This is a genomic window from Dickeya parazeae Ech586 (genome assembly GCF_000025065.1).
Lineage (GTDB): Bacteria > Pseudomonadota > Gammaproteobacteria > Enterobacterales > Enterobacteriaceae > Dickeya > Dickeya zeae.
On sequence record NC_013592.1, the window covers coordinates 1,738,829 to 1,756,550 of the forward strand.

The following is a 17,722-nucleotide window of genomic DNA, read 5'->3' on the forward strand; positions in this document are numbered from 1 at the left end:
AAGGAAATGCCTTGTGACCATGCCAGATACACAGCCTTTAGCGAATAATACTGACCTGGGTGAAGATACTGGTAAAGCACCACTGAGTTCGATGTCACCTCCCATCCCTCACACTGCCCCCTTTCATTTGCAAGCCACAGCACATCTTTACGGCATCAAGTCCGCTGCGCCGGAAAAGGCGCGTGTACTTGAGATTGGGTGTAAAGATGGTGGCAATTTGTTGCCTTTTGCGCTGGCAAATCCACAGGCGCAGGCTGTCGGGGTCGATCTTGATGCGGAGCAAATTGAAAAAGGCAACGGACTGATACAGCAGCTCGAATTGGAGAACATTGCATTATTCGCACTGGACCTGGAGTCTCTACTGGCCTGCGATCCTGGGACATTCGATTACATTATTATCCACGGTTTGTTTAGTCTCATTGGCGGTGAAACGCGAGATGCTTTGCTGCGATTCTGCCATCAGCATCTGACAACTGAAGGCATTGTCTGCTATTGCTACAATACTTACCCAGGATGGAAAACCGGCGAAATTCTACGGGATGCTATTCAGCTTCATAGCGGTCTTGCTAGCGATGAACAGACGGCGAATGCCAGTGCCCGAGCCATGTTGACCTACATGTCTTTAGGGACTGCGCCGGATAACCCTCAAAATGCCGCACTGAAATCGTTCATTGAACAAGCTGAAAAACAGTCTGATGTAGACTTCGCGTTGCTCTATCTACAAGGGCTGAATCAGCCTTGCTATTTTGTTGATTTCTATTCACAAATTACGCAGGCTGGCTTCGCCTATGTGGGGGATGTTCGCGCATACACCGAGCTGGCGGAGCATTATGGCGATCAGGTTTCGCATTTGCATGAGACGATTTGCCCTGAAAATACCGTCTATTTGCGCCAGCAGTATCTGGATTTCGCTGTCAACCGTTCTCAGCGTTTTAGCATACTGGTTCCGCAGGAACGCGCAGGCGATATCCTGTCCGGGCCTGATCTGGCAAAACTTGCAGATTTCAATTGGGCTGGAAATTTCCAACGTGTCAGAGCCGATGGCAATAGAATATTAAACGCCCACACCTCCAGTACCGGCGAAACCATCAGTACTGACAACCCAGTGGTTTTAAGTATTCTCGATGCGTTAGGTGAGTCTTGGCCTGCCAGCCTGAGTCTGGAACAATTGGTCTTTAATACGCGTTTCCCGGAAAAAGAAACGGATAATCACCAGCAGGATGTGCTGGATGCGCTCAGAAGTTTGTTTGCAAAAGGGATCGACGGTGTTTACGTTCGGATAGGGAATTGTCCTTATCGTAACAGCCGACACAAGACGCTGACCGGGTTGCCAGGGCTTGCTACAACTGACCTGGCATTCAATTTTTGGCATGAGCCGGTTTCACTCGATAGTGATGAGCGACTTTTTCTGCAGCAATTACCCCCATCGCTTAAGGATAACGACAACGCCTTTTATAGCCAACTCTGGGCGTTACGTAATAAAGGCGTGGTATGGGGAACGCCACGGGCATGGCGAGATTACCTGCAGGAAGCGATAGTAAAAGCGGATGCCACGCAGGTTGCCGTCTATATTCAGTCACTGGTGGTGTACGTCAGTGAAACGAATGCGGGTGGCTTCATCGAACCAGAAAAGCCCGTGACACATAAAAAGAATAAACTACAGGATAAGAATCCGCTTAGTCGCAAGGTATACGAAGAGATGGACCGTCTCACGTCGCTGGGGCATTTCGCTGAAGTCAGAACGAAAGCAGAAGAAATTATTAGTACTTACCCAGATAACCTGAGTGTCTGGTACCCCTTCGTGAATACCTATGTGCGCACCGGCGATTTTGATGGTGCACTGGGCGTCATTACCCGGGCCATCGCATTGATGCCTTTTAACTGGGATTTCTATGTCGATTTATCGGTGTGCTTCTGGAAAAAGAATGAATGGCACCATGGCATGGCACTGACCAGAAAGGTACTGCGTTGCGATAAGCGAAAAGGACTGGCATGGGATACGTTGGCGGTATTGTTGAACATTACCCATAACCTTGATTCGGCGTTTATTTGTATGGAAAAAGCACTACAAATAGACCCTGAAAACCCCAACTTTATCAGCCATATGGGGATGGTTTGCCATAATCTGGGCCGTAAGGATGCCATCAAGTATCACCGTAAAACGATTGAATTGATGCCAGAGGCGTTCCATCTGTACAGTAACTTGTTACTGGGGCTGTCCCATGATGTCGACGTGACGCCGCAAGCGTTGTATCAGGAGCATGTCTTATTTGGTAACCGCGTTGAAGCCGCTGCTGCGAATTATCATCAGCACTTTAGTTATATACAGAACAAAGATAGCCAACGCCCGTTACGTATTGGTTTTATTTCCGGCGATTTTGGTGATCATCCGGTAACTAACTTCCTGGAACCTATCTGGAATTCGCTTGATCGCAATCTATTCTCTCTTTACGCCTATTCAAGTTTTCAACGTAATGATGCAAAGGCTGAAAGTTTAAAACAGACTGCGGCCAATTGGCATAACGTCGATAAGATGGGCGATCTGGAATTGGCGATGCTCATCAATCAGGATGAGATAGACATCCTGATCGATCTGTCCGGCCATACAGCGTATAACCGCCTGCCTGTTTTAGCACTGAAGCCTGCACCGATCCAGATGACCTGGATTGGTTATCCCGGCACCACGGGAATGAAGACGGTTGATTATATTCTGCTTGATGTGCATTACCGTCAGGGTGGGGCACTGGATCCGTATCTGACAGAAAAAATCATTTATTTGCCATCGGTTAAATACTTTGAGCCGGTTAAGGATAGCCCAGATGTGAATGAGCTTCCGGCCTTAAAGAATGGCTATCTGACGTTTGCCAGTTTTAACCGCCCGCAGAAAATTTCTGATGAAACACTGGCTTTATGGGCTAAGGTCCTGACGACGATACCGAATTCTCGTCTGATCATGGGATACATGACGGGCCAGGAAACAATAGATTATTTCCGTACGCGACTGCTTGAGTGTGGTGTCAACGAGGAGCAGCTATCTTTCCGCATGCGAACCGGCCTGAAAGAGTATTTGGGAATGCACCGCGAAGTGGATCTGCTGCTGGATACCTATCCGTATACCGGCGGAACGACGGTGAGTCATGCGGCCTGGATGGGGGTTCCTGTACTGACCCGTGAAGGGGAGTCTATCGCCTCACGACAAGGCAGTGTCACGATGCGCATTCTGGGGCTGGATGATTTTATCTCGACGAGTGAAGACGAGTTTCTCCAAAAGGCGTTGTACTGGAGCCAGTCGTTGGAAAAACTGAGTGATGTGCGTGCCGGTATTCGGGGACGCATTGCCGCCAGAATGAATTCCGTCCTGTCTCCGTCTGTGTATTTCGAACATGCGATACGTAATGCATGGCAGATTTATTGCGAAGGAAAAGAGCCCAGCTCATTCAGCATTGACTGGGAAAGTGAGTCATAAAACTGACGAAGGTACCGCTGTTTTCGTCTGTGTGGCAAGGTGTGGCGGGAGCAGTGATAGCGATAAAAAATAGATAACGCTGCGTTATGCATGGCGACATAAGCGCAAGGACAGGTGAATGATGAGCAAGAATATCTATGTAACGAGCCCTTTACTGCCTCAGCTTGATGAGTTTATGCCTTATCTGGAAAAGATATGGGATAACAAGTACCTGACAAATGGTGGGCCTTTTCACCAACAGCTTGAGCAGGTATTGGCCGAGTATCTGGGTGTTAAGCACCTGTGCTTGTTTACCAATGGCACGCTGGCGCTGCTGACGGCATTGCAGGCGTTGCGTATCACTGGTGAGGTTATCACCACGCCTTATTCGTTTGTGGCGACATCGCATTCGTTATTGTGGAATAACCTGAAGCCTGTCTTTGTGGATATCGATCCGGTCACCTGTAATCTGGATCCTAAAAAGATCGAAGAGGCGATTACGCCACTTACGTCCGCTATTCTTCCTGTGCATTGCTACGGTATTCCTTGTGATGTGGATAAAATTCAGGAAATTGCCGATGTATATGGTCTGAAAGTGATTTATGACGCAGCGCACTCTTTTGGCGTAAAAAAAGAGGGAACCAGTATTCTGAATTACGGCGATCTCTCTATTCTGAGTTTTCATGCAACTAAGGTATTCAACACCATCGAAGGCGGTGCGATTATCTGCCCTGATGCGAAAATGAAGAAACGGATTGATTATCTGAAAAATTTTGGTTTTGCGGATGAAACGACTGTTGTAGCGCCCGGTATTAACGGCAAGATGAACGAAGTGCAGGCCGCGTTTGGCTTACTGCAACTGAAATATATTGATCAGGCGCTGGAAGATAGAAAACACATTTATCACTATTATCGTGACGGGTTGGCCCGGATTAATGGTTTAACAACGCTGGGCGTACCTGACTCAATTGACTGGAATTATGCCTATTTCCCGCTCTTTATGGATGATTGCTCATTCGATACTCGAGAAAAGCTATATAGTGCGTTAAAAGCGCAGGGCATTATGTCTCGCCGGTATTTCTATCCGTTAATCAGCAGTTTCCCAATGTACCGTGGTATTAACAGCGCGAGTGCCGCTAACTTGCCTGTAGCGACGAATGTGGCCAACTCAGTATTGTGCCTTCCTATTTACCCAGGGCTGGAAACTGAAGACCAGGATCGCATCATTGAGATTATCGAACGCACGTTGAATGAAAACGTGTGTTAATGAACCGCTCTCCTTATCGCGACTGAACGCGAGCAGGGGGCTTATCTCCTCAGGAGATACCTGAAATTTTGTAACAGAGAATGGATATGTCTACGATAGATGCCTTAATGCTTGATGCCGGTTTTTCTGCGTTACCACTGCTGGAAGCGTGCCTGGAGCAGGGGATTGCCATCGGTGTGTGTAGCGGTAAACCGGGCGATCCAGGTCATATCCGTGCAACCCGGTCGATTGTTGAAGATTATTCGGACAAAGAGGCAATTCTCGGTATTGTCAGAAAGGAAAATATTAAAATTATCCTGCCTGGTGTGACGGATGTGTCTTACGAAACCGGGGCCTGGGTTGCTGAATCATTAGGTATGCCGGGTTTCGATTCGGTTGAGACAACCAACATTTTGCTGAGAAAGGACGAATTCCGTACTTATGCTCAGCGCAAAGGCTTACCTGTTCCTACCGCGGTACGTGATATTGCCTGTGCCGGACAACTGTCGTACCCGATTTTAGTGAAGCCTGTGGATGCCTATAGCGGGCGTGGCATTACGTTAGTCCAATGTGAGCAGGATATTTTACCTGCTTACCAGATGGCGGCATCGGCGTCGGCAAGCGGTCAAGTCGTGATAGAAGAGTTCAAACAAGGCTCATTGCACAGTCACTCTGCCTTTATTCGTAATGGAGAGATAGTCTGTGAGTTCTTCGTTAATGAATATTGCACCGTTTATCCTTATCAGGTGGATAGCAGTTGTATTGCCCATCAGATGAGTGAAACGCTGAAAAATGCTGTGAGCGATTGTATTAACAGCATTGTTGCTGATCTGAAATTATGCGATGGCTTGCTGCATACACAGTTTATTGCCAATGGTGATAACTTTTGGCTGATTGAGCTAACCCGACGTTGCCCGGGCGATCTTTATTGCCAGCTGATTCGTTATTCCACAGATGTGCCGTATGCAGAATATTTTGTGGCGCCTTTTTTATCGTCATCCACGATATTTGCCAATAAGCGACCGCCTGCCCACCACTATGTCGCCAGACACACGGTATCGGTATCTGAAAAGACTATCTTTAACGCGTTGCGCTATCACCAGTTGCCCGGTGAGTTACTGGAAAGTGTTTTATTGAAGAAAAGTGGTGAAATGCTGAATCCGGCTCCAGGTGATCGCGCTGCGGTGGTCTTTATGACCTTTTCTGATCAAACTCAGTTGTTAGGTAATACCGAGGGTCTGAAACATCATCTGACGGTGAGCCACTCTTTTCTGGGAAAAACGAAATGAAAAATATAACCAGCTCCGGGGGAGCACTCAAAATCGGGTTCATCGGTGGTGGTATTAATTCGGCGATTGGCGAGACGCATAAGATCGCTTCGCAAATGGATGGCCATTTCGAACTGGTGTCGGGTTTCTTTAGTCGTCATGAGGATATTAATCAGCAGACTGCCGCCAGCTGGGGAATCCCTGAGGATCGCGTATATCGTGACCTGGAGAGTTTCTTACAAGCGGAAGCCAGTAAACTGGATGCGGTCGTTATCCTGACGCCGACACCGACGCATAAAGATATTGTTATTGCCTGTATTGAACATCAATTGCCGGTCATTTGTGAGAAATCGTTAGCCACTAATGTTGAAGAGGTCGCAGCCATTCAGCATGCTCTGGAAAAAATGAACGGAACCTTGCTGGTTACCTTTAACTATTCTGGCTACCCGATGGTTAGGGAACTGAGGCAGCGTATTGCCAGTGGTGAGCTGGGCCAGATTAGACAGGTGATGGTTGAGATGCCTCAGGAGGGATTTCTGCGCCATGTCAAAAGTGGGGCGGTACCTCGCCCACAAGACTGGCGGCAGCATGATGGTGTGATCCCTACCGTGTCATTAGATCTGGGCGTTCATGCTCATCAGATGGTGGATTACATTATTGGTGAGCAGGCCCAGGACGTGTATGCCGTACACCACCGTTTTGGCGAGATCCCTGATGTTGTGGATACCGTTCATTGCATTTCCGGTTATACCAACCAGGTTGTGTGTAATTACTGGTACACCAAAGCGGCGTTGGGGTGCCGCAACGGGTTACGTATCCGGATTTACGGCAGCAAAGGGGCGGCGGAATGGTTACAGATGGATCCTGAACATTTGAAACTCAGCAATATCAATGGCATTTCCAGCGTAATAGACCGAACTCACCCAGATAATCTGGTGGCGTCACAAGCGCGATACCACCGTTTTAAAGCTGGGCACCCGGCTGGATTTATAGAAGCGTTCGCCAACTATTACGAGGACATCGCTTCTTATCTTAAAGACGGCGCGTGTGAGTATGTGTTTGGTAGCGATGTTGCGATGAGGGGGATTCGCTATCTTCAGGCCGCTGCCACCAGCGCGCATAAAGGAGAAAAAGTGCGGATCACGGAATAAGCGATGCCCTGATGAAATATAAAACAATGTGTTGCTGATTTTGTACTGTATCGGTTTAGAGATCACCCGGTGTTATTACTGTCACTAAACTTTTACTGGTAAAACTGCGATGACGGATAACAGCCATGTCAGAGCGGTGCATGATGAGGGTGATGACTCATGGCGATATCAGAAGGTATTGGAGAGAAGACGAATGAATACAACCAGTAAGCCTGCGGCAGTTAATAGCGCAACAGCTAACTTTTTTGAGCGGTTTACCCATGTCGATGGGACTAAGCGCTATGTATTGGGGGTGAACCCGTATGCAGAAGCGGTCGCCCGAGTCGCACCGGTCGATGGTTTTATTGACGAGTACACCACTCTAACGACATGGTTAGGCAAGCCGGTGCTGCGCCTGAATCAAGTCGAGAAAGACAGCATGGTGGTGTCTGCGGTGACCAATTCTCGTCCTAAAACTGGCGTAGCGAAACTGAGAGCGGCTGGCGTCAAAGAGGTGATGGACTATTTCGCGTTTGCTGATCTGAGTAACGGTACCGTTCCACAGCTTGAATGCATCACGGACATGCGCAAAGAACATGCGACCAATACCGCGAAATTTGAGTGGATTCGTGGGTTGCTGGTAGATGATGAGTCTCGCCAGGTATTTGACGATATTTTGCGTTTTCGTCTTGAAGCCAATCTGTCAGCCATCGAAAAATATGATTTTTGTGTCGACAGACAGTACTTCGAACCATTTGTCGCATTTTCCGAGGGCGAAGTCTTTGTCGATGGTGGTGGGTTTGATGGTTTTACCAGCCTGGAATTTGCTAAGCGTTGCCCAGGGTATGGCAGTATTCATTTCTTCGAACCGGGCAGTGATACCCTGGTGTCAGCGAAAGAAAATATGCGTGATTTGCATAACGTTAACTATCATCTGCTGGGGTTGTTCGACCGGAATACGACGCTGAGCTTTTCTTCGGGTGACGGTTCAGCCAGCCATATTTCGGAAGACGGGGATGTGAAAATTGAAGTCGCGACGCTGGATAGCGTCGTGAATGAACCGGTCAGCTTTATCAAACTTGATCTGGAAGGAGCGGAAATCGCCGCATTAACCGGAATGAAACAGCATATTCTGGATGATCATCCGAAGCTGGCGGTGGCGGTTTATCATTATCCTAGCGATTTTTGGAAGATCCCCGAATATATTCTGAGCCTTCGGAGTGATTATCGCATTTATTTGCGTCATTACACCGAAGGGTGGGCTGAAACCATTATGTTCTTTATCCCTGTGGCCGACTGACACGTCCTTATTCGGGTGATGGTATTAATCACCCGAAAAGACATTCTGTTATATGTATGGTCATGTTGCTGTAACAGTAAATACAACAATTGAAGGTTGTTTATGGCGGATTACACGCAGGTAAAATCAACACATCAATACTATCGGGATGTGTTCAGTCGTGAATTGATGATTGGCAGCATTGGTGATCTGCCGAAAAAAATTGTTCTTGATGTTATCGTCAATAGAAGCAGCGATCTCTATACCTTAAACAAAAATCTGGCCGCCAGTCAGAGCAATTTACCCGAGGCCCAGGATCGCGCATTAAAATTACTGCTTAATGCAATAGCGCTGTCTAATCTGTCTTTGGATGAAAAGTGGGACGGTCAGCAGGTACGTATGCCGACCGAATACATTAATAGTGTTATCAGTTATCTCAGCGATGTTCTGGAGTTGGCCCCGAATATTGAGTATTTAGTTGCATCGATCCAACTTCTTTTCCGTATTGGCGCGGTAGAGCAGGCGATTGGACTCATCGAGAACAATTTAGATACTCTGCAAGATGTGCCTGTTATCTTTAAGATTCTACTGCTTACTTGTATTCTGGAAGAGGATTACGAGTATGCATTCCTACTTGTCAAAAAAATGACGGCGAACTCCTATCTTATTGGTGAAGATCCGTTAGCTTTATTGATGATTGTATCGACCATATTCAAAAATGGTGGTTACCCCGATTCCTATATTGATTTTAGTTCACTCATATCAAAAACAGAGGATATCAACTACGATCATTATCAATGGCTGATAAAAAGAGAGCTAGATAATGATAAACCTACTGTATTGATTGCCTGTGATGTCAAGTATTATCATCAGCATGCCGCGTATCTGATTTACTCTCTTTACGAGACGAACCGTGAAAAATTCAATGTGCATCTGCATGTTTATAATATTGATGATGTAACGGTAGAAGATATCAAAACCAAGCATGCCCAATTTCCTGAGTTAAATATCTCTTGTACATCCGAATTCATTGCTGATGTAACGGGTATCAATGTGCACTACGCTTGCAGACGATTTGTTGCGGCCAATTATCTATTGCCTCTCATTAAAGGCCCGTTGATCGTTGTCGATGCAGATTGTCTGATGAAAAATGACTGGCAATTTATCAGCCATAGGGTAGGGAGTGCTGACATTGCTTTGACGAAAAGCGATAGTGCACCGTTTTGGGAAAAAGCGATTGCTGGGTTTGTTTATCTAAATGGTGGCGAGGAATCCAGACGTTTCATCAAAAAAGTTGCGCTTTTTATATGGAATAACTTAATGAAAAATAACGCCGTCTGGTTTTTAGATCAGGTCGCGTTATCTGCTGTCCTGGACGGTATTGGAAAGTCGACCCATATATCACGTATTGATGCTTCTTTTGTCTGTGATGTTAATCACAGGGAAGGCTCATTTTCCTGGGTGGTGACGACTATCAAGGATGCCCAAAATCGCTATGCAGAATATAAAGATTATCTATCTGAAAAGTATGGTAATAAAATTAATCACTAAAGTCAGTCGATGATTGGGAATAAGGTGGTGGGTTACACCACCTTATTTAGCATAAAGCGGGTTGTAGAGTAATAGCAGTCTGATTTTTCCTTCATCATGACAATTATTGTGTTAATAGTTTCTTTCATTATCAGTCAGTAACTGCACATCAATATCACAAAAAATGCGCCTTTCCTGTCGGGGCAGGTATCCACCTTGCGCTATAGCCGCTACAATTTTCAGAAATGGGAAATTGGCAGCATATCTGAAAAAAGCCTTTTTTCTGCACCTATTCTTCCGATTGTCATAGTATGCTAAACGCATAATGATGTTGAGCACCTTAATTTTATAGGTATTTATCACTGTGAGCGAACTGTATACCGCTGAAGGCACAATGGATAAAAATTCATTATGGAAGCGCTATGTTCCGTTGGTGCGCCATGAAGCCTTGCGGTTGCAGGTTCGTCTTCCGGCAAGCGTTGAGCTTGATGACCTCTTGCAGGCAGGGGGCATTGGGCTGCTCAGTGCCGTAGAGCGTTATGATTCGTTGCAAGGTACGGCATTTACTACCTATGCCGTGCAACGTATTCGTGGCGCGATGCTGGATGAGTTGCGCAGCCGGGACTGGGCGCCGCGTAGTGTCAGGCGTAACGCCCGGGAAGTGGCTCAGGCAATGCAGCAGGCTGAACAGTCACTCGGCCGGGCCCCAACCGAACAGGAAGTGGCCCAAACCCTGAACATCTCGTTAGAGGAATATCGTCAGATTCTGCTGGATACCAACAATAGCCAGCTGTTTTCTTACGATGAGTGGCGGGAAGAGCATGGGGATAGCGCTGAGGCGTTACTGGAAGGGAATGAGGATGCCAATCCATTAAACCTGTTGATGGACGTAAATCTACGTCAACGGGTGATGGACGCGATTGAAAACCTGCCGGAGCGCGAAAAAATGGTGTTGACTCTCTACTACCAGGAAGAACTGAACCTGAAGGAAATCGGTGCGGTTCTTGAGGTGGGTGAGTCGCGCGTTAGTCAGTTGCATAGCCAGGCGATAAAGCGTCTGCGTGCAAAATTAATGAGTGACGTTTAATTTGGAGCACACAGACATGTAGTTGTACCACCCTACAGTCAGGAATGGACTCATGCCTCAATCAACCAGGAAGAAGCAGCTTCTTAGCCGTTACTTGAAGGACTTCAAACACAGACAAACACACTGCGCTCATTGCGCCAAAGAACTGGATCGTGTGTCGCTGGTATTTCGTGATCAGCTGATCAACAAGAAGTCGATTGCCATGATGGATAGGCTGATTGACAACACTATCTGGGAGTCTGTGCAGGAAGAACTCATCCCGCTATGCCGTTTTTGCAGCGAAGTCTCCTGCAATACGCACGCCAATTATTTCGATATCAAAGCGTTTACGCAGTATTTGATAGAGCAGACAGAAGTGCGGCACAGCACGATGCGTGAATATGTCATTCGCTTACGACGTCTGGATGAATTACTGTTGGCGAAAAATTACCCACAGGAAAGTTTCACCTCAGACGGTAATATTCAGCAGCGTGTCTGCGATTATTTACCTGATATCGAGCAAAACACATACCGCAGTGCCCTGCGCAAGTACGATCAATATCTGCACTGGCAGAAACATTACTAACCTCCGAACTCCTCCGCCAGTTGGCGGAGGATATCTCCCCAGCACGCATCCCCTCTGTGACTCATCTAATATATACCCGCCATACTTCAGGTTGCCGACGTGTTGCCCTGCAACTCGAATAATTTGAGGTATAACTTGCCTGACCCAGAGTGGGCGCAATATAGAGTTTTATGTTATGGCTATGCAAAAATACTTGCCATGACGGGGCAAAATAGAGCACTGTCATCGTAATGACATCTAAGGACGGTAATTTCATCCCAGATGTCGGATGCCTGATGCGGTCAATCATTATTCATCCGAATAGTTATTGTCACAGTGAGGAACGCGAATGGTAGAGTCCTTCCCTGGACGGAATAGTCAGCAAATTCGCCCGTTTCTGCCGCCTTATCAAGGCGGAGGTTCTCTCTCCCGCTCCGTTTTTTTTCACTGTCTCCCTGTTGTTGCGATAATCCCCATAGAGCGATTTCCGCTCCATTTACTTATGCCAATGTCGAACGCACATCCTCGCAAGGGGATGCGGTGTCGGTTAGGCATTGGTTTTTGTCATTGCCAATACTACGGCTTAATAAGGAAGCCAAACCTCATTTGTGAACAAAACACCATCGACCACAGGTCGTTCGGTCAGTGAAACAAACTGTAAGGTGCCACTATGGGAAGACAAAAAGCAGTGATCAAAGCGCGTCGTGAAGCCAAACGTGTTATCAGACGTGAGTCGCGCAGTCATCGTCAGCGTGAAGAAGATTCGGTCACTTCTCTGGTTCAGTTGGGCGGCATTGAAGCTATCGGTATGGCGCGTGAGAGCCGTGACACCTCAATGATTGAGGCCCGAAACCCGGCGCAGGAACACTACTTGTCTGCAATAGAAAATAAACAGTTAATCTTTGCCACTGGCGAGGCTGGTTGTGGCAAAACGTTTCTCAGTGCGGCCAAAGCGGCTGAAGCACTGCTTCATAAAGAGGTTGAACGCATTATCGTGACACGGCCAGTCTTGCAGGCCGAAGAAGATCTTGGCTTCCTGCCGGGCGACATTGCGGAGAAGTTCGCGCCGTATTTTCGCCCTGTCTATGACGTGTTGCAACGTCGACTTGGCTCCTCCTTCCTGCAGTATTGCCTGCGACCGGAAATCGCTAAAGTGGAAATTTCGCCGTTTGCTTACATGCGTGGGCGGACGTTCGAAAATGCCGTAGTGATTCTGGATGAGGCCCAGAACGTTACCGTCAATCAGATGAAGATGTTCCTGACACGCTTGGGCGAGAACGTGACAGTGATTGTTAATGGAGACATTACCCAGTGTGACTTGCCTGCTGGTGTGAAATCCGGTCTGCGGGATGCGCTGGAGCGGTTTACGGAAGACGATATGGTCAGCATCGTGACCTTTGGTAAAGAGGATTGTGTGCGCTCGGAATTGTGTCATCGCACCCTGGTGGCCTATTCCTGATACCAGGCCTACATCCAAGTAAAAAGGGTTGCTTGCGCAACCCTTTTTTATCGCTATACCTGACGACTTAGCGGTGGCTCAAACGCAGGTGACCGGCACCACTCATGGTGTGTGAGTCAGTAAAGTGTGCGCTCGTTTCGAGTTTGAAAACTTCGACCGACTGACGCAACTTGGTTGCCTGTTCGTTCAGTGAGTCTGCGGCCGAAGAGGCTTGTTCCACCATGGCGGCATTCTGCTGTGTGACGGCCTCCATCTGGTTAATAGCGGTATTGATTTGGGAGATACCGCGACTCTGTTCTTCTGAAGCCAGCGAGACTTCGTTGACCAGGTTGGACACGTTTTGAATCACGCCCTTCACGTTGCTGATAGCATCGCGGACTTCATCGGCTTGCACCGCACCATGTTTCACCGCGGAAATCGCACTATCGATCAGGTTTTTGATCTCTTTGGCTGCAGACGAAGAACGCTGCGACAGTGTGCGAACTTCACCAGCGACCACCGCAAAGCCTCGACCATGTTCACCCGCCCGGGCTGCTTCCACCGCGGCATTCAGCGCCAGAATATTGGTCTGGAAAGCGATGCCTTCAATCAGGTTGGTGATATCGGCAACTTTGGCGGAGCCGCTGGCGATATCTTCCATGGCATGCATCATACGTTGTACGGCTTCATCACCGTGCTGAACCGCTACACTTGCCTGCTGGCCCAACTTGTTGGCCTGTGCCGTATTGTCGACGTTACTTTCGATCGTGGATGAAATCTCATGCATGCTGGCGGCGGTCTGTGCCAGCGAAGAAGCCTGCTCTTCTGTGCGAACAGAAAGGTCTTCGTTGGCGGCAGCAATCTCGCTGGATGCTGTTGATACACTTTCGCTGGCAGAACGAACGTCGGACAATACCACGGCAAAACGTTGGATCAGATTATTGAACGCGCCAGATGTCTGGCCAATTTCATCATTTTTGCTGGCATCAGCATGCAAGGTCAGGTCCAGGTTTTCACTGACGGTAATCAGCGTCTGGCGTAAGGCATTCAGGCTGTTGCGCACGTAACTGATAATTACTGTAGAGAAGGTGCCGGCAACGAGTAATGCCACCACAATCAGCCCTACCAGCCCGAAGAATGCCTGTTTGAAGCTGGTATTATTTTGCTCCTGCAGTCCACTGGCCAACGTGACGTTATAGTCGTACTGGTCCTGGAACCCTTTTACCAGCTTTTCCTGTGCCAGAGTGACATACCCCTGAGAGGAAAACGCTTTTTCTACGGCCTGCGCATCAGTTTGCGCTTGCTGAAACAGCTTATCTTTCGCGGCACGGAAATCATTCAGGTATTGCAGATTTTCATTTGTCATCTGCAAGTCTTTAGCATCAGAAATCAGATCTCGTTTGTAAACGGCATTCAGTTTTTCAACGATAGCGAGCGAGTCATCAAGCGTACGTTTTAAGGTAGTACGCTGTTGTTCTTCTCGGGTCAGAAAAGTGAGCGCCAGTGCACCGCGGGCATCATTTAATGCGTTATTAGATCTCACGAGGTTGTCGAGGCTGGGTAAGGTATTCACCATCACATATTCCAGACGGTCCTTTGACTGGCTAAGTGATTGAAGTCCAAAGCCACCTACGCTAATCAGTGCAAGGGCGAATATACTGATTACGATAGCTAGTTTCTTTACGATAGTCATGTTGGAATACTCCGCCAAGGAAATACACGATGGTAAAAATACAAAGGTACACTGTTCTTCGGAAATAAATTTATTTTATTTAGATTAAGTGAACATTAATGGAAATAAAAAACCGCTTTGTATTTTCTTACACCGGTTAAGTATAACCTGAGTGACTAATTATCATTTTAAATTTATTGTTTTACATCAATGTTTTGTCTGTTTAATTCATAAGCTACTGTCTTACTTTGCGAGAAAAGTATGAGTAAGACAGGTGTATGGAGCGGATTGTTATATGAAATAAACGTTAACTTTATTCCGATACAAGAGAAACGGCGTTTTATCACAAATACCGGTATTTCTCTCATTCATCAGGTGACGAGATATTGCGTTTAGGGAAATGTCTGGTCGGGATTGACTCGCGCGTGGCGCTCGCCCTGCGGGCCGCCTGCGGCGGTCCAAAACGGCAGGCCGTTTTGTCGAACCCTGTCGGGGATTCTCGTCCGTCCCGTCACCGGTTAAAAATAAAAACCCCCAGACTTTCGTCTGGAAAGAAGAGGGTGGAGAGATGTGATCCGAGCGGTCGGGATAGACTCGCGCTTTGCGCTCGCCCTGCGGGCCGCCTGCGGCGGTCCAAAACGGCAGGCCGTTTTGTCGAACCCTGTCGGGGATTCTCGTCCGTCCCATCACCGGTTAAAAACAAAAACCCCAGACTTTCGTCTGGAAAGAAGAGGGTGGAGAGATGTGATCCGAGCGGTCGGGATAGACTCGCGCGTGGCGCTCGCCCTGCGGGCCGCCTGCGGCGGTCCAAAACGGCAAGCCGTTTTGTCGAACCCTGTCGGGGATTCTCGTCCGTCCCATCACCGGTTAAAAACAAAAACCCCAGACGAAAGTCTGGGGTTTTTGTTTTTAATCTGGCGGTGAGGGAGGGATTCGAACCCTCGATACGTTTTCACGTATACACACTTTCCAGGCGTGCTCCTTCAGCCACTCGGACACCTCACCGGATTGTCACCTCAAGGGCAACGGGGCGCTACTATAGGGAGTCACCCAGTTATGGTCAAGCAGTATTTCGGGCTTTTAAAACGTCTGGCTAACAGTTGTTCGACCTGAACAGACGTGCGCCGAATTACCGATAAAAAAAGACCACCGCGCATGCGGTGGTCGGAATAACAGAGCCAGGCTGAATTAGTTCAGCAGGGATTTGATGAAGCTGGTCAGCTCTGCGTTGGTGCTGTTGGCGAAGAAATATTCCTGGAATTTCGGACCAGCAATAGCGCCTTTAACCAGATCCTGATCCAGACCTTTCAGAATGGTGATCAGATCGTTGTAGGTCACTGCTTTTACCGCATCCAGGATTTTCTTGTTGCGTTGTTGCGGAGCTACGCGATCGCTCGGGTAACCACGGCCACCTTCTTCTTTGAACAACTGGGTGAACAGATTTTCCAGATTCAGTTCAGCACCCCAGCCAAAGCCTTTGGCGTAAGGCAGAGAAACGGCATTACCGTTATTGATCTGAGAGAACAGGTAAGCGTCAGACGGGTCAACAACCAGACCACAGATTACACCCGGGAAAGAGTTACAGGCCAGCATCGCACCCTGACCCGTGCCACAACCCGTGACCACGAAATCAGCGGCACCGGAGTTCAGCAGGATAGCAGCCAGAATACCGTTCTGGATGTAGGTCAGCTGTGCAGCGTCTTCAACAGCATATTGACCGTAGTTGTGTACGGTGTGACCCATCGGTTCAACGGCTTTGGACAGAGCAGTCGCGATAATCGCGTTTTTTGCAGCCTGGCTGTTCTCGTTAATCAGTGCAATTTTCATGTTCGTTCCTTTAAGTGTGCGGACAACTGTATTTTTTAAAACACTATTTCATTTCAATTGGCCCAGTATACCTTGCTCATCAGAAACCGCAAACCACCAGAAACCGGAATTAATCGCAAAAACGTGACCTGTTCGACCATCTCGTGGTGACCACTGCCACTGTGATGTGTTGTACGAATGGGAAGGGATGACAGCGATGCAGCAAGCGCACGTATTGCTGCATACAGTGGTGCTACTTCGCGAGCGTGATGACGCGTTGGCGGCAGAGTGCCATGATTCAAACCCAGCGAACTGACGTCGTCGAGCGCGTTGCAACTGGCGGAAATATGCCATGAAGCCGGGTTGCCGGACGGCGTATTTAATGTGCTGACGGCGCATGGTAGGGGGAAGGTCAGGCGCTGATACGCCATCCTGATATCGCCAAAGTCTCTTTTACCGGTGGGGTGAGCAGCGGTAAAACCGCCATGGTCAATGCCACCGAAGATTATTACCGGTAATTTGAATGCGACGATGACGATGGCTGAAAAGCTGGCCGACCGGATTCGCGGACGTCCCCCGTTACCCGCTGTCGATGTGGCCTTCTATGTTGCAAGGCATCAGGTATAACAGGCGTATCAATAGCAAAACGCGGCGTTATCGCCGCGTTTTTTCTATTCATCTCATCGCTATCGATAATCGACGCGGAATTAGAATGTGCTGGTATCTTTGAACAGGCCAACTTTCAGATCGGTTGCTGTGTAGATCAGGCGACCATCAACCAACACTTCGCCGTCGGCGATGCCCATGATGAGCTTACGGTTGATAACGCGCTTGAAATGGATGCGATATGTCACTTTTTTAGCGTTCGGCAGTACTTGCCCGGTGAACTTCACTTCGCCTACGCCCAGCGCACGACCTTTACCTTCGCCGCCCAGCCAGCCGAGATAGAAACCAACTAACTGCCACATTGCATCCAGACCCAGACAGCCTGGCATCACCGGGTCACCGATGAAGTGGCAACCGAAGAACCACAGATCAGGATTGATATCCAGTTCTGCTTCCACATAGCCTTTTCCATGCAGACCACCGTCTTCGGTCATAGAGATGACACGATCCATCATCAGCATGTTACCGGCTGGCAGTTGTGGCCCCTGTTGCCCAAACAGTTCACCGCGTCCGCTGGCGAAAAGATCTTCTTTTGAATAGGAATCGCGTTTGTCTACCATGTTTCTATAAGCCCTGTTTTTGTGGAGCAGGCAGGTTAGCGTACAGATGTA

The 17,722-nt window shown here is 48.1% G+C and carries 12 protein-coding genes, 1 tRNA gene and 1 pseudogene; 10 read left to right on the forward strand and 4 right to left on the reverse strand.

The genetic code is table 11. The features are described from left to right. Positions 1 to 19 precede the first annotated feature (19 nt). The 9 genes from DD586_RS07685 (at position 20) to phoH (ending at position 12,988) form a co-directional block, all read left to right on the forward strand. On the forward strand, positions 20 to 3,466 hold the full coding sequence (locus tag DD586_RS07685) for an O-linked N-acetylglucosamine transferase family protein (RefSeq protein ID WP_049779809.1): 3,447 nt from the start codon (positions 20 to 22) through the stop codon (positions 3,464 to 3,466). A gap of 121 nt (positions 3,467 to 3,587) precedes the next feature. Next, positions 3,588 to 4,712 (forward strand): DegT/DnrJ/EryC1/StrS family aminotransferase, encoded by a 1,125-nt coding sequence (locus DD586_RS07690; protein ID WP_041164851.1) that lies wholly within the window; start codon positions 3,588 to 3,590, stop codon positions 4,710 to 4,712. Positions 4,713 to 4,888: 176 nt separating this feature from the next. Further along, positions 4,889 to 5,980 (forward strand): ATP-grasp domain-containing protein, encoded by a 1,092-nt coding sequence (locus DD586_RS07695; RefSeq protein WP_228669768.1) that lies wholly within the window; start codon positions 4,889 to 4,891, stop codon positions 5,978 to 5,980. Beyond that, positions 5,977 to 7,110: a Gfo/Idh/MocA family protein gene (locus DD586_RS07700; protein WP_012884244.1), complete on the forward strand. Its 1,134-nt coding sequence runs from the start codon at positions 5,977 to 5,979 to the stop codon at positions 7,108 to 7,110. The genes DD586_RS07695 and DD586_RS07700 overlap by 4 nt, the downstream gene beginning before the upstream one ends. 193 nt (positions 7,111 to 7,303) lie before the next feature. Continuing rightward, positions 7,304 to 8,389: an FkbM family methyltransferase gene (locus tag DD586_RS07705; protein ID WP_012884245.1), complete on the forward strand. Its 1,086-nt coding sequence runs from the start codon at positions 7,304 to 7,306 to the stop codon at positions 8,387 to 8,389. 102 nt (positions 8,390 to 8,491) lie between these two features. Next, positions 8,492 to 9,919, forward strand: a complete 1,428-nt coding sequence (locus DD586_RS07710) for a hypothetical protein (RefSeq protein ID WP_012884246.1) — start codon at positions 8,492 to 8,494, stop codon at positions 9,917 to 9,919. Between the two features lie 343 nt (positions 9,920 to 10,262). Then, positions 10,263 to 10,985: an RNA polymerase sigma factor FliA gene (locus DD586_RS07715; protein WP_012884247.1), complete on the forward strand. Its 723-nt coding sequence runs from the start codon at positions 10,263 to 10,265 to the stop codon at positions 10,983 to 10,985. 52 nt (positions 10,986 to 11,037) lie between these two features. Then, positions 11,038 to 11,550, forward strand: a complete 513-nt coding sequence (gene fliZ / locus DD586_RS07720; RefSeq protein WP_012884248.1) for a flagella biosynthesis regulatory protein FliZ — start codon at positions 11,038 to 11,040, stop codon at positions 11,548 to 11,550. Between the two features lie 649 nt (positions 11,551 to 12,199). Further along, positions 12,200 to 12,988: a phosphate starvation-inducible protein PhoH gene (gene phoH / locus DD586_RS07725; protein ID WP_012884250.1), complete on the forward strand. Its 789-nt coding sequence runs from the start codon at positions 12,200 to 12,202 to the stop codon at positions 12,986 to 12,988. Between the two features lie 67 nt (positions 12,989 to 13,055). On the opposite strand, the gene DD586_RS07730 is transcribed toward phoH, so the two are convergent. The 3 genes from DD586_RS07730 to DD586_RS07740 form a co-directional block, all read right to left on the reverse strand. Next, positions 13,056 to 14,660 (reverse strand): methyl-accepting chemotaxis protein, encoded by a 1,605-nt coding sequence (locus DD586_RS07730; protein ID WP_012884251.1) that lies wholly within the window; start codon positions 14,658 to 14,660, stop codon positions 13,056 to 13,058. A gap of 894 nt (positions 14,661 to 15,554) precedes the next feature. Beyond that, positions 15,555 to 15,644 (reverse strand) — tRNA-Ser (locus DD586_RS07735). 183 nt (positions 15,645 to 15,827) lie between these two features. Then, positions 15,828 to 16,466, reverse strand: a complete 639-nt coding sequence (locus DD586_RS07740) for an RpiB/LacA/LacB family sugar-phosphate isomerase (protein ID WP_012884252.1) — start codon at positions 16,464 to 16,466, stop codon at positions 15,828 to 15,830. Between the two features lie 276 nt (positions 16,467 to 16,742). Between DD586_RS07740 and DD586_RS21300 the strand changes: the two are divergent. Beyond that, positions 16,743 to 16,945: pseudogene (locus DD586_RS21300) on the forward strand (aldehyde dehydrogenase family protein); the annotation flags it as partial. A 207-nt stretch (positions 16,946 to 17,152) separates the two neighbouring features. Here DD586_RS21300 and fabA read toward each other — a convergent pair. Next, positions 17,153 to 17,671, reverse strand: a complete 519-nt coding sequence (gene fabA / locus DD586_RS07745; RefSeq protein WP_012884253.1) for a bifunctional 3-hydroxydecanoyl-ACP dehydratase/trans-2-decenoyl-ACP isomerase — start codon at positions 17,669 to 17,671, stop codon at positions 17,153 to 17,155. Between the last annotated feature and the right edge of the window lie 51 nt (positions 17,672 to 17,722).